Consider the following 20,789-nt stretch of genomic DNA (forward strand, 5'->3'; position numbering starts at 1 on the left):
GGCGGCGGCCACACACGCATCCAGGGATTTATCTGGTTGAGCCGGGGGTACATCGGCGGGCGGGCCGACCCGAGGGAGGTGCCCGGTGAGACTGCGCCTGTCGGTGGCGACCATGCTCGCCCTCCAACTCACCCTGACCGGTTGCGGCGTGGCGTGGGACCTCGCCGGCGGCGGCCCGGACCCGTCACCGACGCCGGACTCCACGGCGGCGCTGCGAACCGCCGCCGAGGCGCTGAACCGTGGCCCGTACAGCTTCCAGTTCCGCACCCACGACACCATCGGGGTGGGCGCGGTGGACGGCGCCAACGGCTGGCTGCGGTTGCGGGCCGTCGGGGGCGACGCCGGCAAGGCCCGCCTGACGTTCGAGGTGCTGCACCGCGACGGCGAGCACCTGGCGCGCAGCAACCCGCTGACCGGGGACCGGTGGACCCGGATCGACGTACGCAAGGTCGACCCGGCGGCCCGCGCCCGCCTGGAACAGTTCGGCGACCCGGCGCACGCGACCGACCTGTTCGTCGGCATCGTCTCCGCCGAGCCGTCCGGGACCGGACGCTACCGCGGCACGCTGGACTTCAGGCGGGTGCCGGACGTGGACACCAGCGGGTTGGTGGACGAGGAACGCCTCGCCGCGCTCACCGAGCAGCAGCGGGCGGCCGTCGCGTTCGAGGCTTCGGTGGACGACAAGCAACGGCTGCTCGGCCTCCGGTTCACGCTGCCGCCCGCCGGCGGTGAGCCGGAGCAGCCGTCGGAGATCAGCTACTCGCAGCACGGGTTCAAGCCGGATCTCGGCGCGCCGTTCGAGGGACGGATCGATCCCGCCCCGGCCGCCGTCTACGAGGTCCTGAACAGCTGATCGAGGGGCGACGAAAATCGGGGCGCGGCTCGCGCCGCGCCCCGATGCTCCCAGGCCCTTCCCGGCCGGTGGGGCGAGGGCGATCGGCGCCGACCTTCGGACCGACCCGACGTGGACTGGCTGCCCCCGCCTGGCCGTTGTCTACTGGCCGTTCCTCTCACCCTGCCCGTACACCGGTAACCGCGGCCGGTTCGCGCCGCCCCGCCGACCCCCGCCCGCTGGACCTGGCCGCCGCAACCTTCCGGTCGCTCGGCCAGCGGACGAAGGGACGAAGCGAACAGCAGCCGCTTCCCGTGGTAGGACTCAAAGACGGTACGGCGTGCACCCCCGCCGCTGTCAACCCACCCGGGCCTGTCGTGTGTTGCGACACGGCGTGTCGCGTCGGCGAGTCTCGATACCCCGTCAGGCGTCGCCGCCGAACTGCCCGGCGCGTTCAGCCGGCGAGGTGCCGGCGCAGCAGCGTGGCCGCCGCGTCGGGGTGGTCGGCGGCGAGCAGCCCCCCGGCGGCCAGGACGTAGTCGACGTCGACGACGGCGCGGGCGGCGCGGGGCAGCGGCCACCCGCCGGCGTGGTCGGCGAGCACAGCGGCGAGCACCGCGGCGGCGTCGCCGGGGTCGGCGTGGCGCAGCACCCCGCCGGAGCCGACCATGACCTTGATGTCGCGAAGGTCCCGGCCGGCGCGTTCGCCGGTGGCGGCGCCGCGGGCGTGCCGGCGCAGCGCCACCGTCGCGGCGAGCGCGGCGATGCGCCGGTCGGCGGCCCGGTCGGCGTCGTCGGTGGGCAGGAACCCGGGCTCGGCGGCCCGCACGGCCGCCGCGGCGGCCAGGTCGTCGGCCTCCCCCGCGGCGAGCAGCCGCTCCTCGGCGGCGGCGCGGACCACGCCGGGGGCGCTCCACCGCATGCCGAGGTCCCCCTCGACGGTACGGGCCCGCCACAGCGTGCCGGCGACCTCCTGGCTGGGGCCGCTGTCCCGCTCGTCGGGGGTGAGCACCGAGTACACGTCGGTGGTGGCGCCGCCGACGTCGACGACGGCCAGGTCCCCGCCGAGGGCGTCGGCGAGGACCTCCACGCCGGTGAGCACCGCGTCGGGGGTGGCGGCCCGCACCAGCCGGGCGAACCGGCCGCCGCGGGACAGTTTCTTGCCGCCGATGACGTGCCGCAGGAACACCTCCCGGATCGCGGCGCGGGCCGGCGCGGGCGTGAGCACCCCGATGCGGGGCAGCACGTTGTCGGCGGCGGTGACCGGCACCTTCGCCGCGGCCAGCAGGGCGTGCAGGTCGTCGCGGACGTCGGCGTTGCCGGCGAGGACCACCGGCACCCGCCAGCGCGCCCGCGCCAGCCGGGTGGCGTTGTGGGTGAGGGTGTCCGCGTCGCCGCCGTCGGTGCCGCCGACGAGCAGCACCACGTCGGGGCGGGCGGCCCGCAGCGCCGTCAGGTCCGCCTGGCCGAGGCGCCCGGCGGCCACGTGCACCACGTTCGCCCCGGCGGACAACCCGACCCGCCGGCCGGCCTGCGCGGTCACGAGGGGCTCGTAGCCGATGACGGCCAGCCGCAGGCCACCGCCGGCCGACGAGCAGACGTACCAGGGCAGGTCCCCGGCGGTGAGCCCGGCGGTGGCGGCGCCGACGGCGGCGTCCAGGCCGTGCAGCACGTCGGTGCCCACGGTGGTCGGGGCGGCCGCCGCGCCGACCAGGCGGCCGCCGTCGAGGTCGACCACCGCGGCCTTGGTGTACGTCGACCCGACGTCGGCGCAGACGGCGAGGTTCACGCCGTCGCGGGGACGACCACCGTGCCGGTCGCGGTGACCGCCACTATCGGCTCGTCGAGGACCTCGGCGGCCGACTCGGACTTGTCGGGGCGGCCCCGGCACACCACCCGGGCGGCGAAGTCGATGGTGCGGCTGCGCGTGCCGACCCGGGTGACGGTGGCGACCACCTCCAGCACGTCACCGGCCTTCATGGGCGCCTTGAACTGCACGTCGGAGTAGGAGGCGAACAGCCCCTCGTCGCCGTCGGTGCGGATGCACACCTCGGTGGCGACGTCCCCGAACAAGCCCAGCGCGTACGCACCGTCGACCAGATTGCCCGCGTAGTGGGCGTGGGAGTACGGCACGTACCGGCGGTGGGTGACGGTCAGGCCGACCCGGGAGTCGCTCATGCTCTCGCCTTCTTCTCGGTGATCAGGGCGTGCACCAGGTAGCTGGCGACCTCGCCGGGGGTGGTGCCGCGACCGAAGATCCGGTCGACGCCCAGCTCGCCGGTCATGGTCTCGTCGAAGCGGGGCCCGCCGACGATCAGCAGGGGCCGCTTCCCGGCGGGCATGGCCTCCCGGAACGCGGCGGACATCTCCCGGGTGTTGTGCAGGTGCGCGTCGCGCTGCGTCACGACCTGGGAGACGAGCACGGCGTCGGCCTTCTCCCGCCGGGCCGCCTCCACCAGCTCGGGGACGCTGACCTGCGCGCCCAGGTTGGTGACCTTCAGCTCCCGGTAGTACTCCAGGCCCTTCTCCCCGGCGATGCCCTTCACGTTGAGGATCGCGTCGATGCCGACGGTGTGCGCGTCGGTGCCGATGCAGGCGCCCACCACGGACAGCTTGCGCCGCATCCTCTGCTTCACCACCGTGTTGACCTCCTTGGCCGACAGCAGCGGGAAGTCCCGTTCCACCACCTGCACCTTGTCGAGGTCGACGAGGTGGTTCACCCGCCCGTAGACGACGAAGAAGGTGAACCCGTCGCCCATCTGCTTGGCGTGGACCAGCATCGCCGGGTCGATGCCCATCTTGTTGGCCAGCTGCACGGCGGCGCCCTCGGCGCGCTTGTCGTGCGGCACCGGCAACGTGAAGGACACCTGCACCATGCCGTCGCCGGTGGTGTCCCCGTACGGCCGGACGATCTTCTTCTCCGTCATGCCGTGCTGGCCGGGCATGCCCTCACGGCCCTCGCTTCGCTCGGTGCGTTCGCTCATGCCGCCTGCTCCAGGATGTCCGTGGCCGGGTTGTAGTAGTCGGCCTCGTGCCTCGCGACGCCGTCGAGGCCCTTGCCCCGGTCCGCGGGCCGCTTCATGATCCCGAAGGTGCCCTCGGCGATCGCCGTCAGCAGCGACTGGTCACCGATGCGGTCCAGCAGGTCCACGGCCTCGCCGAGCACCCGGTGGGCGCGCTGCTGGATGAACCCGCCCGGCGCCGGCACGAAGTCCTCGTGCAACCCGCCGGCGGCGCCCAGCACGTACCGCACGTTCTGCAGGGCGATGTCCCGGTCCGACAGCCACGGGGTGACCACCGCCTCGGTCATCATGCCGACCAGCAGGATGCCCTGCCCGGTCATGGTGCCCACCAGGTTGAAGAACCCGTCGAGCAGGTTGCCGCGGAACACGTCACCGGTCATGTGCTTCGTCGGCGGCATCCACTTCAGCGGCGCGTCGGGGAACAGCTCCCGGGCCAGCAGCGCGTGCGCCAGCTCCAGCCGGAACGACTCCGGCACGTCCGGGTTGATCTCGAACGCGTGCCCCAGCCCCAGCTGCCAGTCGGCCAGCCCCGCCTCGTGCGCGAAGTACTCGTTGAGCAGCTGCGACACCGTCACCGTGTGCGCCTCGTCCACCGCGTCCGCGGTGGTCAGGTAGTTGTCCTCACCGGTGTTGATGATGATCCCGGCACGCGCGTGCACCTGCCGCGAGAACCGCTGGTCGACGAACGTGCGGATCGGGTTGATGTCGCGGAACAGGATCCCGTACATCGAGTCGTTCAACATCATGTCGAGCCGTTCCAGGCCCGCCAGGGTGGCCATCTCCGGCATGCACAGGCCCGACGCGTAGTTCGTCAGCCGCACGTACCGGCCCAGCTCCCGCGACGACTCGTCCAGCGCCGCCCGCATCAGCCGGAAGTTCTCCTGCGTCGCGTACGTGCCCGCGAAGCCCTCCCGGGTGGCGCCCTCCGGCACGTAGTCCAGCAGCGACTGCCCCGTGGACCGGATCACCGCGATGATGTCCGCGCCCGCCCGCGCCGCCGCCTGCGCCTGCGGGATGTCCTCGTAGATGTCACCGGTCGCCACGATCAGGTAGATCCACGGCCGCTGCCTCGGATCCCCGTACCGCTTGACCAGGCGGTCCCGCTCGGCCCGCCGCCGGTCGATCTGCCGCACACCCGCGGCGACCGCCTTCCGCGCGGCCCGCCGGGCCGCCGTCGCGGCCTTGCCCGTGGGCAGCGTGAACCGCACCGACCCGGCGGCGGCCTTCTGCGCCAGCAACGTCACGTCGCCGATCTGCTCCCGCGCCAGCGCGTCGAACACCGGCACCGCCACCCCGTGCCCCAGACCCACATCGGCCACCACCGCGTCCACGAGGCGGTTCACCCACGGGATGCCGTCCGGGTCGGCGCCGGTCACCCCGGCCAGCCGCAGCACCGCCCGCTCCACCGACACCGTGGTGTGGCTGCGCGCCAGATCCACCACCGGCTGCCCGGCCCGGCGCGCCAACTCCCGCGCCCGCGCCACAAGCGCCGGATCCAACCCAAGCTTGCCTGTCACTCGAGAGAGCCTTCCTGATAGATCACGTCACCGCGCAGCACCGTGGCCCGGCACACCGGCAGCGGCGTCGGGTCGTCCGCGCCGCGCGCCTCCGGGTCCTCTGCCTGCAACACCGGCAGGCCCCGCTCCACCCCGGCCGGGGTGTCCCACACCGCGAACGTCGCCGGCGCGCCCAGAGCGAGGACCCCCTCGTTGTCCAGGTGCACCGCCCGCCACCCGCCGCGGGTGTGCGCCGCGAACGCCGCCCGCACACTCATCCGCTGCACCGGGTTGTGGTGCGCCGCCGCCGCCCGCACCGACCCCCACGGGTCCAGCGGCGTCACCGGCGAGTCCGACCCGAACGCCAACGCCACCCCCACCCCGTGCATGGCGCCCATCGGGTTCGACTCCAACGACCGGGACAGACCCAGCCGCGACTCGTACATCCGGCCCGCGCCACCCCACAACCGGTCGAACGCCGGCTGCATCGACGCCACGATCCCGTACTCCACGAACCCGGCGATCAACCGCTTGCTCATGATCTCCGCGTGCTCGATCCGGTGCCGGGCCGCCCGCAACCGGTCCACGCCCACCTTCCGCGCCGCCTGCGCGAACCCCTCCAGCACCGTGCCGATCGCCGCGTCCCCGATCGCGTGGAAACCGCCCTGCACGCCGTGCGCCGCGCAGTCCAGCAGATGGTCACGCACCTGCTCCGCGCTCACGTACCCGTGCCCGCACGCCCCCGGCTCCCCGTCCAGGTACGCCGCCGACACGTGCGCCGTCCGCGAGCCCAGCGCCCCGTCGGCGAACAGGTCACCACCGGCGCCCACCGCACCCAGCTCCCGCGCCTTCGCCGCGCCCAGCAGCTCACCCCAGTACCCGTACACCTCCGGCACCCCGGCCCCCGAGATGCCCAGCAGCCCGGTGAAGTCCTCCTCGTCGGAGATGTCCGGGCCACCGCACTCGTGCACCGCGGCGATGCCCAGCGACGCCGCGTGCTCCAGGGCCCGCCGCTGCGCCGCCACCCGCTGCGCCCGGGTCACCGACGCGAACGCCGCCGCCCGCACCACGTGGTGCGCGTCCCGGCGCAGCCAACCCGACGGGTCGTATCCGGCCGCGGCCGCCGCGTCCGGGCAGGCCGCCAGCAGCGCCGTCGACACCAGCGCCGAGTGGATCGACGCCTGCGACAGGTACACCTTCCGGCCCCCGGCCGCCCGGTCCAGCGCCGCCGCGTCGGGCAGGGCCGGCTCCGCCCAGGACGACTCGTCCCAGCCGTGCCCCAGCACCACCGCGTCGGCCGGCAGCGCCGCCGCGAACGCGCCCACCGCCTCCAGCAGCCCGGACGCCGACCGCACCGCCGACAGGTCCAGCCCCGACAGGGCCAGCCCCGTGTCGGTGGCGTGCACGTGCGCGTCCACGAACGCCGGCGTCACCAGCGCCCCGCCCAGGTCCACCACCCGGTCGGCGGCCGGCGCGTCGGCGTCGGCGCCCAGCCAGGCGATCCGCCCGTCACGCACCAGCAACGCCGTCGCGCTCGGATCGGCCGGACAGTGCAGCACTCCGCCGCGGTACAAGGTCGAGGGGTTCGTCATGATGCTCAGTCTGCCGCCAACCGGGCCTCGAACAGACGACGCACCCCCGGCTCGGCGCGCAGCAGCTCCAGCGCCAGCTCGGCGTGCCCCGGCACGTACCCGTTGCCCACCAGCATCGTCACGTCCGCGGCCAGGCCCTCCGCGCCCAGCGCCGCCGCCGCGAAGCTCGTCGCCATCGAGAAGAAGATCACCGTGCCGCCGTCCTCGGTGGCGAGGACCGCGCCGTGCTCGCAGCCCGGCACGTCCACGCAGACCACCGTCACGTCCGCCGGCGCGCCCAGCGCCGTGGTCACCGCCGTGGAGAGCCCCACCGGGTCACGGGCGTCGGCCAACGCCACCACGTCGGCCAGGCCGGCCGCTTCGAGGGCGTCGCGCTCCGCCGCCACCGGCACCACCCCGACGGTACGGCCGGCGCCCGCCCGCCGCGCCGCGGCCAGGGACAGGGAGCCGCTCTTGCCGGCGCCACCGATCACCGCCACGGTCACCGGACGCCCGTCGTCCTCGCGGCGCCGCCGCGCCACCTGCTCGGCCACCACCCGGGCGGTCAGCGCCGGCGCCCCGCACACGTCCAGCACCGCCAGCGACAGCTCCGGGTGCAGGTCGCCGGGCAGGACCGCGGCGATCGACCGGGCGAACAGGATCGCGTAGCCGTCGCAGGGCACCTGCTCGCTGCGCCCGTCCCAGCGGGCCAGCCCGTCGAGGATCGTCAGCGGGGTCAGCGTCAGCGACACCAGCGTCGCCACCCGGTCACCCGGCCGCAACCCCAGCGGGGACCGCTTCCCCGCCTCCTCGACGGTGCCGATCAGCATGCCGCCGGAACCGGTGACCGGGTTCTGCATCTTCCCCCGGGTCGAGATGATCTCCAGCACCTCGGCGCGGACCTTCTCCCCGTCGCCGCCGTGCTTCTCCGACAGCTGCCGGAAGCTCGCCGCGTCCAGGTTCAGCCGCTCGACCCGGATGCGCACCTCGTTCGCCGCGATCCGCGGGTCGGCGTCCAGCCGCCACGCCGCCTGCGGCAGCACCCCCGCCGGTTCCACGACTCGGTGCAGACCCACCGGTGACGTCACGCCGACCCCCTATGTCCAGCCGCCCGAACCCCCGACCAGGGCTCGCGTCGCGGGAAAACTTCCGGCAGACTAATTTCTTCACCGGATATTTTCCAGTAGCCTTCAGGATCGCTGATCACCCGCACCACATGTCAGGAGGGGCCGTGACCCAGACCCAACCGGTTGAGACCATCCCTCAACCCCGTCACGCCCCGGTCGCCGTACCGACCGCCGGGCAGCCGTACGAATACCGCCGCAGCCCCCTGGTCGAACCCGACTGGACCCGCTTCCCCGGCTGGCGCCACGTCACCCGCGAGCAGTGGGAGAACGCCCAGTGGCAGCGGGTCAACTGCGTCAAGAACATCAAGCAGCTGCGCACCGTCCTCGGCGACCTCGTCGACGAGACCTTCTACGCCGACCTGGAGGCCGACCAGAAGGCCCTGGCCACCATGTCCATGCTGGTGCCGCCGCAGATGCTCAACACCATGGTGCCGTTCGAGCCCATGACCACCGAGGCGTTCCTCGCCGACCCGGTCCGCCGCTACATGATCCCCGTGGCCTCCGACCGGCGCACCGACTGGCCCTCCCACCCCTACGCCAGCCGCGACAGCCTCCACGAGCACGACATGTGGGTCGCCGAGGGTCTCACCCACCGCTACCCCACCAAGGTCCTCGCGGAGCTGCTCTCCACCTGCCCGCAGTACTGCGGCCACTGCACCCGGATGGACCTCGTCGGCAACTCCACCCCCGCCGTCGACAAGCTCAAGCTCACCCTCAAGCCCGTCGACCGCTACGACGCCCACATCGCCTATCTCAAGGGCCACCCCGGCGTCCGTGACGTCGTCGTCTCCGGCGGCGACGTGGCCAACGTGCCGTGGAAGAACCTCGAGTCCTACCTCATGCGGCTGCTCGAGATCGAGACCATCCGCGACATCCGGCTCGCCACCAAGGCCCTCATGGGCCTGCCCCAGCACTGGCTCCAGGCCGACGTCGTCGAGGGCCTCGAACGGGTCGCCCGCACCGCCGCCCGACGGGGCGTCAACCTCGCCATCCACACCCACGTCAACCACCGGCAGTCCATCACCCCGCTGGTCGCCAAGGCCGCCCAGACCGCCCTCGACGTCGGCGTTCGCGACGTCCGCAACCAGGGCGTGCTCATGCGCGGCGTCAACGCCACCAGCGCCGACCTGCTCGACCTGTGCTTCGCGCTCCAGGGCGAGGCGGGCATCCTGCCGTACTACTTCTACATGTGCGACATGATCCCCAACGCCGAGCACTGGCGGGTCCCCGTCTGGCACGCCCAGCAGCTCCAGCACGACATCATGGGCTACCTGCCCGGCTACGCCACCCCGCGGATCGTCTGCGACGTCCCGTTCGTCGGCAAGCGCTGGGTGCACATGCTCACCGAGTACGACCGCGAGCGCGGCATCTCGTACTGGACCAAGAACTACCGCACCTCGATCGAGTCCGCGGACCTCGAAGCGCTCAACAAGCGCTACGCCTACTACGACCCGATCGACACGCTGCCCGAGGCCGGCCAGTCCTGGTGGACCGCCCACCGCGACGACTGACCCCGCACCACCCCGTCGCCCCCGCGAGCCACCGGCCGCGGGGGCGACGGCCGTTCAGGTGCGCGGGGCGTACCTGAACACCGCACCCACGCACACGGCGGCGGGCCCCCGGGGCGATCCGGGGGCCCGCCGCCGTACGGATCACTTGTCGAAGGCGCCCCGGACGTTGCGTCCGGCCTCCTTGACGTTCTGCCCGGCCTGCCGCGCCCGGGCGGCGCTCTGCTCGTTGGCGCCCTCGGCCCGCAACCGCTCGTTGTCGGTGGCGTCGCCGATCCGCTCCTTGGCCGCGCCGGCCAACTCCTGGGCCCGGCTCTTGGCCTTGTCGGTGAAGCTCATCCCGCCTCCTCGGCTCGTTCGGGCTTCCGTCGGTTGCCTCCCCCGTGCCGGTCCGCACAAACGCTGTGCCCGTGCGCACATCGCGTAAGGCATCCTAGGAAGATAGGTTGAGGTCGCCCGGCGGTCCGGACCGCCGGTCCGTGGTTGACTGGGCTGGTGAGCGAGATCCTGCTGATCCGGCACGGCGAGACCACCTGGAGCGCCAGCCGGCGGCACACCTCGTACACCGACCTGGAGCTGACCCCCGACGGCGAGCGGCAGTCCCGCGCGCTCGCCGTGGCGCTCGCCGGCCGGCGTTTCGTCCGGGTGCTGTCCAGCCCCCGCCAGCGGGCGACCTGCACCGCGCACCTGGCCGGGCTCACCGTCGACGCCACCGATCCCGACCTGGCGGAGTGGAACTACGGCGTCTACGAGGGGCGCACCACCGCCGACATCCACGACGAGAACCCGGCGTGGAACATCTGGACCGACGGCTGCCCCGGCGGCGAGTCACCGGCCGAGGTCGGCGCCCGGCTCGACCGCGTGCTCGACCGGGTGGCCCCGCTGCTGGAGTGCGGCAGCGTCGCGCTGGTCGGCCACGCGCACAGCCTGCGGGTGCTCGGCGCGCGCTGGATCGGCCTGCCCCCGTCCGCCGGCGGGCTGCTGCGGCTGGACACCGCCACCGTGAGCGTGCTCGGTCACGAGCACGGCCGGCGGGTCATCCTCCGGTGGAACCAGCCGGTCCCGCAGAGCGACCCGCCCGGCCCGGACCGGACCGCTCGGCACTGATCCCCGGCGGCCGGTCCCCCACGGCACGCCGTGCGGTGCGGGCGTGCGGCCTGAGGACTGCGAAAGCGGTGCCAGAAACACGACCGGCTCCGGTCGGCGTCGATGCCGAACCGGAGCCGATCGTGGCCGGTCGCTCAGAGGTAGCGCGAGGCCTCGTCGAGGAAGCGCTGCGCGTACCGGTCCGACGGGATGTCCCCGAGGTAGTACTTCTTGAGGTCGCGGCGGGCGGCGGCGAGCGGGTCGCTACCGAGGAGGTCGTCGAGGGCGGTGTCGAGCCCCTGCAACCGGCCGCCGTGCGCGTCGATCACGTAGGCCGCCCGCGCCAGCGGGAACGCCTCCGGGAACCGGGCCGCCGGCGTCGAGACGGCGACCATCACGAAGGGCTTCTCCGAGTACAGGTAGTCCGCCACCACGCTCGACACGTCCGACACCATGGCGTCCGACGCGTTGAAGCAGTCCGCGACCGTCATGGCCACCTCGGCCTCGGCCCCGAAGACGTGCGGCCGTCCGTTCGTCCGGCGGTCGTCGGCCAGCAGCGTGCGGATGCGGTCGCACTCGCGGGCCAGCGCCGCCGACCGCTGGCTGTACGGATGCGGCCGGAACACGACGCTGCACCCACGGGCGACGAGCGCCTTGATGATGTCGTAGCCCACGAGCAGGGACGAGTAGTTGGAGTCGGCGTAGAAGCCGGCCCACGTCGGGGCGTACAGGACCCGGGGGTTGGCGATCGACGCGATCGGCCCGGTCGCGATGGCGACGTTCTCCACCTGGGGGCGCCCCACGATGGTGAACATCTCCGCGGGCATGCGCACACCGTTGGCCGCGAACCGGTCGATGGCGGCCTGGCCGGCGACGAAGTTCTTGTCGTACAGCCGGAAGACCGGGTTGTGACTCGGCACCTTGTCGCTGTCGCCGTGGTTGAGCTGGATGTGCTTCAGGTTCGTGTACCGCACGACGTGGTTGTTGACCGTCGCGGTGTTGACGTAGAAGGCCGCCCGTAGCGACGGGGCGATGACCTCGTCGAGCTGGTTCAGCCCCATCCGCATCACCACCGGGGCCGTGGTGAGGCCCACCACCTCGTTGAAGTTGGTCTGGTTGCGCACCAGCACGAAGAACTTCCGGTTGAGGCGTTCCAGGTAGGGCAGCCACATCGCGAGCTGGTAGGCGGTGCCCGCCGGCGCGTTCCAGTGCACGAGGAAGACCGGCTCGTAGGCGGTCAGCGTCTTGAGCAGTCTGGCCTCGGCGTTGCGCCGCGCCCGCACCTGCTTCAGGCCCTGCAACCCGGTGAACAGCGTCAACCCGAGCGCCGCGACCGCCACCACCAGGGCGACGACCCCGGAGACGCCGGTGAACGCGCAGACCAGCGCCACGAGCACCGCGGCGCCGTTGACCAGCCCCACCCGACCCGGGTCGGGGCCACGGCCGGACCGCCACCCGATCCCGGGGAGGTTGGCCGAGACGGGGTAGACGGCCTCGAACGCCGACGCCAGCAGCGGTTCGGCGATGACCGCCAGGCCCGCGACGGCGACACCGACGGCCAGGGCGGGATCAAGGCCGCCGTGCACCGCGCCGAGCAGGTAGGCGGTGGCGAGCAGGAGGACGCGCGCCACGACGGACGTTCCGACGTCCGCCGAGCCGCCGCGCCACGTCCAGGCCAGCAGGCCGAACGCGAGGACGGCCGGGGGAAGCGCCCAGAGGCGGGAGTCTCCCACCGCCGCCAGCAGCAGGGCGGCGAGGGCCGTCACCTCGACCGCCGAGGCGGGCAGTCGGGTCCCGACGGCCGACGTCCGCGCCTCGGCCAGCCATCCGTTCAACCGGGAGCGACCCGGCTTCGACGCCGTCACCGCCCGACCCCCACCGACGACGGGTTGCACCGCGGCAGCCGCCCCGCCCGATCCCGGCATGTCGCCCGGAAGTTCTGTTGCAACGCCCACTCCTTATTCCACTAGCTGCCCGCTCCCCGGGCCCCCACGGCCCGGTGAACGGTGGTTCAACGCGCAGGCGGACCGGATCGCCCCCGGGTCCCGGCCGCCACCGGCGCACGCGCGACACCACCTGCCGTCGCCCGGCGACGCCCGCGCCGGGTCGGCGGCTGAGGTGAGGACCGCTCGCTGTGGGCGGTCAACCCGCCTGCGAACCCGCCGACTCCGCCGCGACGCCGCGGAGCCGCTGCGGATGCACCGGCTCCGGGCCGACCTTCGGCGGGCGGTGCTCGTACGGGGTGGAGAGCACCACGGTCGTCCGGGTGGTGACGTTCGCGGCCGTGCGGATCTCCTGGAGCACCCGCTCCAGGTCCGCCGGGCTGGCCACCCGCACCAGCAGGAGGTAGAAGTCCTCCCCGGCCACCGAGTAGCACGAGTCGATCTCCGGCAGGTGGGCCAGCCGCTCCGGGGCGTCGTCCGGCTGCGAGGGGTCGAACGGCCGGATCGCCACGAACGCGGTCAGCGGCAGGTCCAGCGCCTCGAACGAGACGCGGGCGGCGTACCCCTTGATGACGCCGCGCTGCTCCAGCCGGCGGACCCGCTGGTGCACGGCGGACACCGACAGGCCCACCCGCTCGGCCAGGTCCGTGTACGACAGCCGACCGTCCCCGGTCAGTGCGGCGACGATGGCGCGGTCGATCTCCTCCACGCGGTGCAACCTACCGGTAAAAGCGCTCCCACGTCGCACCCGGCCCGCCGCCATGACGCTGTGCGGGCCGGGCGGTCGCGCACCGCGTCGGTCAGCCCTTGGCCAGGGCCCGGGAGATGACCAGCCGCTGGATCTGGTTGGTGCCCTCGACGATCTGGAGCACCTTGGCCTCGCGCATGTACCGCTCGACCGGGTGGTCGGCGACGTAGCCGGCGCCGCCGAGCACCTGCACGGCGTCGGTGGTCACCCGCATGGCCACGTCGGTGGCGAACAGCTTCGCCTTCGCCGCCTCGATCGAGTACGGCCGGCCGGCGTCGCGCAGCCGGGCCGCGGCCAGCAGCAGCGCCCGGGCGGCGGAGATCTGCGTGGCGTGGTCGGCCAGGGTGAAACCGAGCCCCTGGAAGTCGATGATCGCCCGGCCGAACTGCTGGCGTTCCCGGGCGTAGCCGATGGCGTAGTCCAGGGCGGCCTGGGCCAGGCCGACCGCGCAGGCCGCGATGCCGAGCCGCCCGGAGTCCAGCGCCGACATGGCGATGGTGAAGCCCCTGCCCTCGCCGCCGATCAGCCGCTCGGCGGGCACGCGGGCCTCGTCGAAGGCGATCTGGGCCACCGGGGAGGCGTGCAGGCCCATGGTGCGCTCGGCCGCCTGCGGGTGGATGCCCGGGGTGTTCCGGTCGGCCAGCAGGCAGGAGATGCCCTTGGGGCCGGGGCCGCCGGTGCGGCAGAAGATGTTGTAGAAGTCGGCGACCCGGGCGTGGGTGATCCACGCCTTGGTGCCGGAGACGACGTAGGCGTCGCCGTCGCGGACCGCCTTGGTGGTGAGGGCCGCGGCGTCGGAGCCGCCCTGCGGCTCGGAGAGGCAGTACGCCCCGAGCAGCTCGCCGCCGATCATGTCGGGCAGCAGCTTGCGCTGCTCGTCGGTGCCGAACTGCGCGAGGGGGTAGCAGGACAGGGTGTGCACGCTGACCGCCTCGGCGACGGCGAGCCACCGGCTGGCCAGGATCTCCAGCACCTGGACGTACACCTCGTACGGCTGGGCGGCGCCGCCGTGCTCCTCGGCGTACGGCAGGCCCAGCAGGCCGGCCCGGCCCAGGGTGCGCAGCACCTCGCGGGGGAACTCGGCGCGTTCCTCGAAGCCGGCGGCCTTGGGGGCGAGCTCCCGGTCGGCGAGTTCGGTGGCGAGGTCCAGCAGGTCGTGGGCCTCGTCGGTGGGGAGGATCCGGTCGACAGTCATAGCGCGATGAGCTCCGTGGGGGTGGTGTTGAGCCGTTGCCCGCCGTCCGTCGTGCAGACGACGATGTCCTCGATCCGGGCGCCGTGCCGCCCGGCGAGGTAGATCCCGGGTTCGACCGAGAACGCCATGCCGGCCTCCAGGGGCCGGGGGTTGCCGGCCACGACGTACGGCTCCTCGTGGGTGTCGAGGCCGATGCCGTGGCCGGTGCGGTGCAGGAACGCGTCGCCGTGGCCGGCGGCGGTGATGATGTCCCGGGCGACCGCGTCGAGGGCCTCGGCGCTCACCCCCGGGCGGACGGCCGCCACGGCGGCGCGCTGCGCCTCGTGCAGGACCGCGTAGTAGTCGGTGAACTCGGCCGGGGCGGGGCCGCCGGCGACGTAGGTGCGGGTGCAGTCGGAGCGGTAGCCCGACGGCATGGTGCCGCCGATGTCCACCACGACCGGCTCGCCGGGGCGGATCGGCCGGTCGGCGGTGCCGTGGTGCGGGCTGGCGCCGTTGGGGCCGGCGGCCACGATGACGAAGTCGACGCGGACGTACCCGGCGGCCCGGATGGCGGCGGCGATGTCGGCGGCCACCTCGACCTCGGTGCGGCCGGGACGCAGCCACTCCCCCATTCGCCGGTGCACGGCGTCGATCGCGGCGCCCGCCTCGGCCAGTGCGGCGATCTCGGCGGGCGACTTGCGGATGCGCAGCTCGCGCAGCACCTCGGAGGCGAGCCGCTGCGCGGCGTCGGGCAGCGTGGCGCGCAGGGCGAGCACCTGCTCGGCCCACATCCGGTCGGCCAGCCCGACGGCGGCGACGGGGCCGGGCAGCGCGGCGCGCACCAGCGGCCAGGGGTCGGTGCCGTCGGCGTGGTCGACGATCCGGTAGCCGCCGCCGGGGGCGGCCTCGGCGCCGGGGCGTTCCAGAACCGGCACGATCAGGGTGGGCTCGCCCTCGGCGGGGAGCACCAGGCAGGTGAGCCGCTCCCCCTCGTGGGCGTCGTAACCGGTCAGGTAGCGCAGGTCGGAGCCGGGGGTGAGCAGCAGCGCGTCCAGGCCCGCGGCGGCGGTGGCGCGCTGGGCGGCGGCCAGCCGCTCGGCCGGGTACAGCTCGTCGGTTCCCACCCCCAAAGCTTAACGGTCGTTTGGGCGGTCGCGGACCCCGGTGGCGGCTCAGACCCCGGCCATCCGGTCCGCCTCGGGCTTTGGTGAGCCCGGACGCCTGGAGCAGCTCCCCGACCACGATGAACGCCTGCGAGGCGACGATGGTGCCGGAGAACCGCAGCTTCTGCGCGCGGGCCCGGCGGGCCGCCTCGGCGGCGTGCAGGCGGCGCCGCCGGGCCGGTCAGGCGGTCGCGGCCTCGGCCCGGAGGTCCTCCTCCGACGCGCCACGCCGCCAGTAGCCGGCGAAGGTGACCCGGCGGCGGTCCAGGCCGCGCTCGCCCACCAGGTGCCGGCGGACCGCCCGGACCATGCCGGCCTCGCCGGCGATCCAGGCGTACGGGGCGACGCCGGGCAGCCGGGCGCCGCGCAGCGTGTCGGCCAGCAGGTTGCTGCCCGGCCCGGTGGCGCCCCGGACCAGCCAGGTCACCTCGGCGCGGGCGGCGGTGGGCAGGGGCTGGATGTCGCCGGCCGTGGGCACCTCGACGAAGGCCCGGACCGGGGTGCCGGCGGGCAGCCAGTCGAGGATCCCGCCGACGGCCGGTAGCGCGGTCTCGTCGGCGACCAGCAGCACGGCGTCGGCGCCGGTGGGCGGCTGGAAGCGCACGGTGCGCTCGTCGGGCGCCGCCGGCCCGAGCAGCAGCACCTGATCGCCCGGGCGGGCCCGGCCGGCCCAGCGGGTGGCCGGGCCGGTGTCGCCGTGCCGGACGAAGTCGATGTCGAGCTCGTTGCGTTCGGGCCGCTGCGCGCGGATCGTGTACGAGCGCATCACCGCGCGCACCGACGGGTCCAGGGCCCGCCAGGCCGCGTACCAGTCCTCGCCCGCCTCGACGGGGACGACCGGGGCGCCCTGGCCGGGGTGCGGCAGGAAGACCGAGACGCTCTGGTCCCGGCCGCCGCCGGCGAACTCGCCGAGGTCGTCGCCGCCGAAGGTGACCCGGACCAGGCAGTCGCCCACCGTCCGGGTGGCGAGCACCCGGGCGGCGTAGAACCGGTACCGCAGGGCGACCGCGGTGGTCACGAGGTGACCTTCTTCGCGCCCCGGATCGCGGTGGCCAGGTTCTCCAGCAGCGGGGCGGCGCCGGCGTACGAGAAGCGGGGCACCGCGTCCCACGGGGTGACCTGGCCGGCCTTGACCGCCGGCAGCTGCGCCCAGGTGGGCTTCGCGGCGAGGTCCTTCGGCTGCAGGGCCGTGGGCCGGTTGTCGAGCAGGATCAGGTCGGCCGGGAACTTGCCGGTGTTCTCCCAGCTCAGCGCCTCGAAGTAGTCGCCCTGTTCGAGCTTGGTCGGCACCACCAGGTCGACGCCGAGCTCGGCGAAGTACATGAGGTCGGTGCTGACCTTGGGGTTGGAGACGTAGAACAGGTCCGGGCTGCCGGAGGCGGCCATCACCCTGATGCCGGGGTTCCCCTTGACCGCCTGGCGCACCGCCTCGGCGGCCGCGGCGAACCGGGCCTTCGCGTCGGTGACCTTCTTCGCGCCGAGGTCGGCGCCGAGGGAGCCGGCGAGTGCGGCGTACCGCTCGATCGGGCGGGTCATCGGCACGCGGGCCGTGGTGATCGCGACGCTGGGGGCCAGCGGCAGGATCTTCGCCTTGCTCTCGTCCGGGACGTACCAGAGCGCGTCCGGGTCGTACATGTGGGTGACCAGCAGCTCGGGGCGGAGGCCGGCGTACTTCTCCAGGTTGAACTCGCCCCAGGCGTTGCCGAGGATCTCGACCTGCTCGACGTTCAGGTCGCCGGCCTGCGGCTCCTTGCTGCCGTCGGCCTTCCTCGTCTCGCCGAACACGCCGACGATCTGCTTGTCGAGTCCGAAGTCGACCAGGGCGGCGGCCACGCCGGTGAAGGCGACGATCCGCGCGGGCCGGGCGGCGGCGTCGACCTTCTGCTGCCGGTCGTCGGTGAACGACCAGGGGCCGCCGGTGGGGGCGGCGCTGGTGGCGGCGCCGTCGCCGTCCTTGCCGCAGCCGGCGAGGAGGGCGCCGAGGCCGGCGGCGCCGGCGGCGGCGAGGAGGCCACGGCGGGAGAGCCGGCGGCGGGACAGGGCATCGGGCATGGCGAAGTCTTTCGGTACGGGTCTGCGAAGGACCATGGACAGCAAGGTTAGGCTAACCTAACCTAAGTCGCTGTCAAGGTCCTTCCCGCCCCCGGAGTCCACGCTGTCCGTCATCACCCCCCGAAGCGGCGCCGTCGCCGCCCCGGCGACCGGCCGGCGCCGCCGACTCCGGGCCGGCGGGCTCGCCCTCGGCGTGCTGCTGCTCGCCGCGGTGGCCGTGCTCAGCCTCGTCCTCGGCGCGAAGCCGCTCTCCCCCGCCGAGGTGTGGCACGGCCTCACCGACCCGGACTCCCCCGAGTACGCCGTCGTGCACCAGGGGCGGCTGCCCCGCACGCTGCTCGGCCTCGCCGCCGGCGCGGCGCTCGGTGTCGCCGGGGCGGCCATGCAGACGTTGACCCGCAACCCGCTCGCCGACCCCGGCCTGCTCGGCATCAACGCGGGCGCGTCGGCCGCGGTGGCCACCGCCACCGTGCTGCTCGGCGTCGCCGACCTCGACCACCAGGTGTGGTACGCGCTGCTCGGCGCCGCCGCCGTCACCGTCGCCGTGCACACCATCGCCGGCGGCCGGCAGGCCACCCCCGCCCGGCTCGCCCTGGCCGGGGCGGCGCTCAACGCGGCCCTGTTCTCCTACGTCAGCGCGGTCATGCTGGTCGACAGCACCTCGCTGGAACGGCTGCGGTTCTGGACCGTCGGCTCCCTCGCAGGCGCGCGCACCGACACCCTGCCCCGCCTGCTGCCGTTCGTCCTCACCGGACTGCTGGTCGCCCTGCTGGTGACCCGTCCGCTGGCCGCCCTGGCCCTCGGCGACGACTCCGCCCGCGCGCTCGGCGCCCGGCCCGCCCTGGTCCGGGGCGCGGTGGTCGTCGCCGTCACGCTGCTGTGCGGGGCGGCCACCGCCGCCTGCGGGCCGATCGTCTTCGTGGGGCTGCTCGCCCCGCACCTGGTCCGCGCCCTCACCGGGCCGGACCCACGCCGCCTGCTGCCCTGGTGCGCGGTGTTCGCGCCGGTGCTCCTGCTCACCGCCGACGTGGCCGGCCGGGTGCTGGGCCGCCCCGGCGAACTCCAGGTGGGACTGGTCACCGCCGTGCTCGGCGGGCCGCTGTTCCTGCACGTGGTCCGGCGCGGACGGGTGGGTCGGCCGTGATCGTCCTGCGCCTTCCCGGCGGGCTGTCGCTGCGCCTGCGGCCCCGCGCCCTCGCCGTCGGCCTGGCCGGGGCGCTGCTGGCCTTCGCCCTGGCTGTGCTGGCCGTCGGCGCCGGCGACTACCCGATCGCCCCGGCCGACGTGCTGCGTGTTCTCGCGGGCGGCGGCAGTCCCGCCGAGCGGTTCATCGTCACCGAGCTGCGGCTGCCCCGCCTCGTCACGGCCCTGGCGGTCGGCGCCGCCCTCGGCCTGGCCGGCGCGGTGTTCCAGTCGCTCACCCGCAATCCGCTGGGCAGCCCGGACGTCCTCGGGGTCACCTCCGGCGCGGCCACCGGCGCGCTGGTCGTGGTGGTGCTCGGCGGTGGCAGCGCGGCGCTGGCCGGTGCGGCCGCCGCCGGCGGCCTGGCCACCGGCCTGCTCCTGTACGCCCTGGCCGGCCGCCACGGCGTGGGCGGGCACCGACTGGTGCTGGTCGGCATCGGGGTCACCGCGATCCTCACCGGCGTCAACGGCTGGCTGCTCACCCGCGCCCCGCTCATGGACGCCGCCCGCGCCGCGCTCTGGCTCACCGGCAGCCTGGACGGGCGGGGCTGGGCGAACGCGTTGCCGGTGCTCGGCGCGCTGGCGGTGCTGCTGCCCGCCGTGCTGCTCGCCCGCGCCCCCGCGCTGCGGCTGCTGGAGATGGGCGACGACTCGGCGGCCGGGCTCGGCGTACCGGTGCGCCGGGTCCGGGTGGTCGCGCTCGGCGCGGCCGTGCTGCTGGTCTCCGTCGCCGCGGCGGCCGCCGGGCCGGTGTCGTTCCTGGCGCTGACCGCCCCGCACCTGGCCCGCCGGCTCACCCGTGCGCCCGGCCCGAACCTGCTGCCCTCGGCGGTCGTGGGCGCGGCCCTGCTGCTCGCCGCCGACCAGCTCGCCCAGCACGCGGTCGCCGGCCGGCAACTGCCCGTCGGCGTGGTCACCGGCGTGCTCGGCGGCGGCTACCTGGCCTGGCTGCTCGCCGGCGAACGCGGGGGCCGGCGATGACCGGCCCCGACGAGAAGGGAACCCCGATGCGGCCCGACACCCCCCGCCTGGTCGGCGAGGCGCTGACCCTCGGCTACGACCGGCGCACCGTCGCCGAGGACCTCACGGTGGCCGTCCCCGACGGCTCCTTCACCGTGATCATCGGGCCGAACGCGTGCGGCAAGTCGACGCTGCTGCGCGCCCTGGCCCGGCTGCTGCGCCCGGCCCGGGGCACGGTGCTGCTCGACGGCGCCGACATCCACCGCCGGCCGGCACGGCAGGTCGCCCGTACCCTCGGGCTGCTGCCCCAGTCGGCGGTGGCCCCCGACGGGCTCACCGTGTCCGAGCTGGTGTCGCGGGGCCGCTACCCGCATCAGGGCCTGCTGCGGCAGTGGTCCCGCGAGGACGAGCGGGTGGTGGACCGGGCCATGGCGGACACCGGTGTCGCCGAGCTGGCCGACCGGCCGGTCGACGAACTCTCCGGCGGGCAGCGGCAGCGCGTCTGGATCGCCATGGCGCTGGCCCAGCAGACGCCGCTGCTGCTGCTCGACGAGCCGACCACCTACCTGGACATCGCGCACCAGGTCGAGGTGCTGGACCTCTGCGCCCGGCTGCACGAGGAACAGGGCCGCACGCTGGTCGCGGTGCTGCACGACCTGCACCAGGCCGCCCGCTACGCCACCCACCTGGTCGCCATGCGCGACGGGCGGGTGGTCGCCGCCGGGGACCCGCGCCGGATCGTCACCACCGAGCTGGTCGAGGAGGTGTTCGGCCTGCCCTGCCGAATCATCGAGGACCCGGAGACCGGCACGCCGCTGGTCCTCCCGGCGGTCCGCCGATCCGGTACCGACGGAGAGCCGGCCCCCACCGTCGCTGGCCGGTGCTGATCGAGGACCCGCACGGACCGGCGCCCCCAAC

At 74.4% G+C, this 20,789-nt stretch carries 19 protein-coding genes; 6 read left to right on the top strand and 13 right to left on the bottom strand.

Annotation, left to right across the window (positions count from 1 at the left end):
• Positions 1-85 precede the first annotated feature (85 nt).
• Positions 86-853, top strand: a complete 768-nt coding sequence (locus FXF50_RS03780) for a hypothetical protein (protein WP_148425813.1) — start codon at positions 86-88, stop codon at positions 851-853.
• Between the two features lie 433 nt (positions 854-1,286).
• Here FXF50_RS03780 and FXF50_RS03785 read toward each other — a convergent pair whose 3' ends face one another.
• From FXF50_RS03785 to FXF50_RS03810, 6 genes are read right to left on the bottom strand one after another with little or no spacing between them, the layout of a single operon-like run.
• On the bottom strand, positions 1,287-2,621 hold the full coding sequence (locus FXF50_RS03785; RefSeq protein ID WP_148425814.1) for a glutamate mutase L: 1,335 nt from the start codon (positions 2,619-2,621) through the stop codon (positions 1,287-1,289).
• The gene (locus FXF50_RS03790; RefSeq protein WP_148425815.1) at positions 2,618-3,010 is read right to left on the bottom strand and encodes a hotdog domain-containing protein; all 393 of its coding nucleotides are present in this window, start codon (positions 3,008-3,010) and stop codon (positions 2,618-2,620) included. The genes FXF50_RS03785 and FXF50_RS03790 overlap by 4 nt, the downstream gene beginning before the upstream one ends.
• Complete coding sequence (locus FXF50_RS03795) at positions 3,007-3,759, bottom strand: OAM dimerization domain-containing protein (protein ID WP_148426260.1); 753 nt, start codon at positions 3,757-3,759, stop codon at positions 3,007-3,009. The genes FXF50_RS03790 and FXF50_RS03795 overlap by 4 nt, the downstream gene beginning before the upstream one ends.
• A gap of 53 nt (positions 3,760-3,812) precedes the next feature.
• On the bottom strand, positions 3,813-5,372 hold the full coding sequence (locus FXF50_RS03800; RefSeq protein WP_148425816.1) for a lysine 5,6-aminomutase subunit alpha: 1,560 nt from the start codon (positions 5,370-5,372) through the stop codon (positions 3,813-3,815).
• On the bottom strand, positions 5,369-6,943 hold the full coding sequence (locus FXF50_RS03805) for an amidohydrolase (protein WP_148425817.1): 1,575 nt from the start codon (positions 6,941-6,943) through the stop codon (positions 5,369-5,371). Before FXF50_RS03805 ends, FXF50_RS03800 begins: the two co-directional genes overlap by 4 nt.
• Before the next feature lie 5 nt (positions 6,944-6,948).
• Positions 6,949-7,998 carry a zinc-binding alcohol dehydrogenase gene (locus FXF50_RS03810; protein ID WP_187399552.1) on the bottom strand — a complete coding sequence of 350 codons (1,050 nt, stop codon included), beginning with the start codon at positions 7,996-7,998 and terminating at the stop codon, positions 6,949-6,951.
• A gap of 155 nt (positions 7,999-8,153) precedes the next feature.
• On the opposite strand from FXF50_RS03810, the gene FXF50_RS03815 reads away from it, so the two are divergent.
• On the top strand, positions 8,154-9,560 hold the full coding sequence (locus tag FXF50_RS03815; RefSeq protein ID WP_148425819.1) for a KamA family radical SAM protein: 1,407 nt from the start codon (positions 8,154-8,156) through the stop codon (positions 9,558-9,560).
• 141 nt (positions 9,561-9,701) lie between these two features.
• Here the strand turns inward: FXF50_RS03815 and FXF50_RS03820 are convergent, their stop codons facing one another.
• On the bottom strand, positions 9,702-9,896 hold the full coding sequence (locus FXF50_RS03820; RefSeq protein ID WP_148425820.1) for a CsbD family protein: 195 nt from the start codon (positions 9,894-9,896) through the stop codon (positions 9,702-9,704).
• Positions 9,897-10,052: 156 nt separating this feature from the next.
• On the opposite strand from FXF50_RS03820, the gene FXF50_RS03825 reads away from it, so the two are divergent.
• Positions 10,053-10,664 carry a histidine phosphatase family protein gene (locus FXF50_RS03825; RefSeq protein ID WP_148425821.1) on the top strand — a complete coding sequence of 204 codons (612 nt, stop codon included), beginning with the start codon at positions 10,053-10,055 and terminating at the stop codon, positions 10,662-10,664.
• A gap of 134 nt (positions 10,665-10,798) precedes the next feature.
• On the opposite strand, the gene FXF50_RS03830 is transcribed toward FXF50_RS03825, so the two are convergent.
• The 6 genes from FXF50_RS03830 to FXF50_RS03855 all read right to left on the bottom strand — a co-directional run bounded on the left by FXF50_RS03830 (position 10,799) and on the right by FXF50_RS03855 (position 17,726).
• Positions 10,799-12,508 carry a CDP-glycerol glycerophosphotransferase family protein gene (locus FXF50_RS03830; RefSeq protein ID WP_255509873.1) on the bottom strand — a complete coding sequence of 570 codons (1,710 nt, stop codon included), beginning with the start codon at positions 12,506-12,508 and terminating at the stop codon, positions 10,799-10,801.
• 277 nt (positions 12,509-12,785) lie between these two features.
• Entirely contained in the window at positions 12,786-13,295 is a 510-nt protein-coding gene (locus FXF50_RS03835) for an Lrp/AsnC family transcriptional regulator (protein ID WP_148425823.1), read from the bottom strand.
• A gap of 91 nt (positions 13,296-13,386) precedes the next feature.
• Positions 13,387-14,529: an acyl-CoA dehydrogenase family protein gene (locus FXF50_RS03840; protein WP_091307236.1), complete on the bottom strand. Its 1,143-nt coding sequence runs from the start codon at positions 14,527-14,529 to the stop codon at positions 13,387-13,389.
• Entirely contained in the window at positions 14,526-15,641 is a 1,116-nt protein-coding gene (locus tag FXF50_RS03845; protein WP_187399497.1) for a Xaa-Pro peptidase family protein, read from the bottom strand. The genes FXF50_RS03840 and FXF50_RS03845 overlap by 4 nt, the downstream gene beginning before the upstream one ends.
• Before the next feature lie 214 nt (positions 15,642-15,855).
• Positions 15,856-16,692 (bottom strand): siderophore-interacting protein, encoded by an 837-nt coding sequence (locus FXF50_RS03850; protein WP_148425825.1) that lies wholly within the window; start codon positions 16,690-16,692, stop codon positions 15,856-15,858.
• The gene (locus FXF50_RS03855; protein WP_148425826.1) at positions 16,689-17,726 is read right to left on the bottom strand and encodes an ABC transporter substrate-binding protein; all 1,038 of its coding nucleotides are present in this window, start codon (positions 17,724-17,726) and stop codon (positions 16,689-16,691) included. The genes FXF50_RS03850 and FXF50_RS03855 overlap by 4 nt, the downstream gene beginning before the upstream one ends.
• 70 nt (positions 17,727-17,796) lie before the next feature.
• On the opposite strand from FXF50_RS03855, the gene FXF50_RS03860 reads away from it, so the two are divergent.
• Genes FXF50_RS03860 through FXF50_RS03870 form a run of 3 tightly spaced genes read left to right on the top strand, consistent with a single transcriptional unit; the run spans position 17,797 to position 20,758 of the window.
• A complete protein-coding gene (locus tag FXF50_RS03860; RefSeq protein ID WP_148425827.1) occupies positions 17,797-18,870 on the top strand; it encodes an iron ABC transporter permease in 1,074 nt (357 codons plus the stop codon).
• The gene (locus tag FXF50_RS03865; protein WP_148425828.1) at positions 18,867-19,892 is read left to right on the top strand and encodes an iron chelate uptake ABC transporter family permease subunit; all 1,026 of its coding nucleotides are present in this window, start codon (positions 18,867-18,869) and stop codon (positions 19,890-19,892) included. Before FXF50_RS03860 ends, FXF50_RS03865 begins: the two co-directional genes overlap by 4 nt.
• A gap of 26 nt (positions 19,893-19,918) precedes the next feature.
• Complete coding sequence (locus FXF50_RS03870; protein ID WP_148425829.1) at positions 19,919-20,758, top strand: ABC transporter ATP-binding protein; 840 nt, start codon at positions 19,919-19,921, stop codon at positions 20,756-20,758.
• The last annotated feature ends 31 nt before the right edge of the window (positions 20,759-20,789 follow it).

The sequence above is a fragment of the Micromonospora sp. AP08 genome, assembly GCF_008085935.1.
GTDB classification, from domain to species: Bacteria; Actinomycetota; Actinomycetes; order Mycobacteriales; family Micromonosporaceae; genus Micromonospora; species Micromonospora chersina.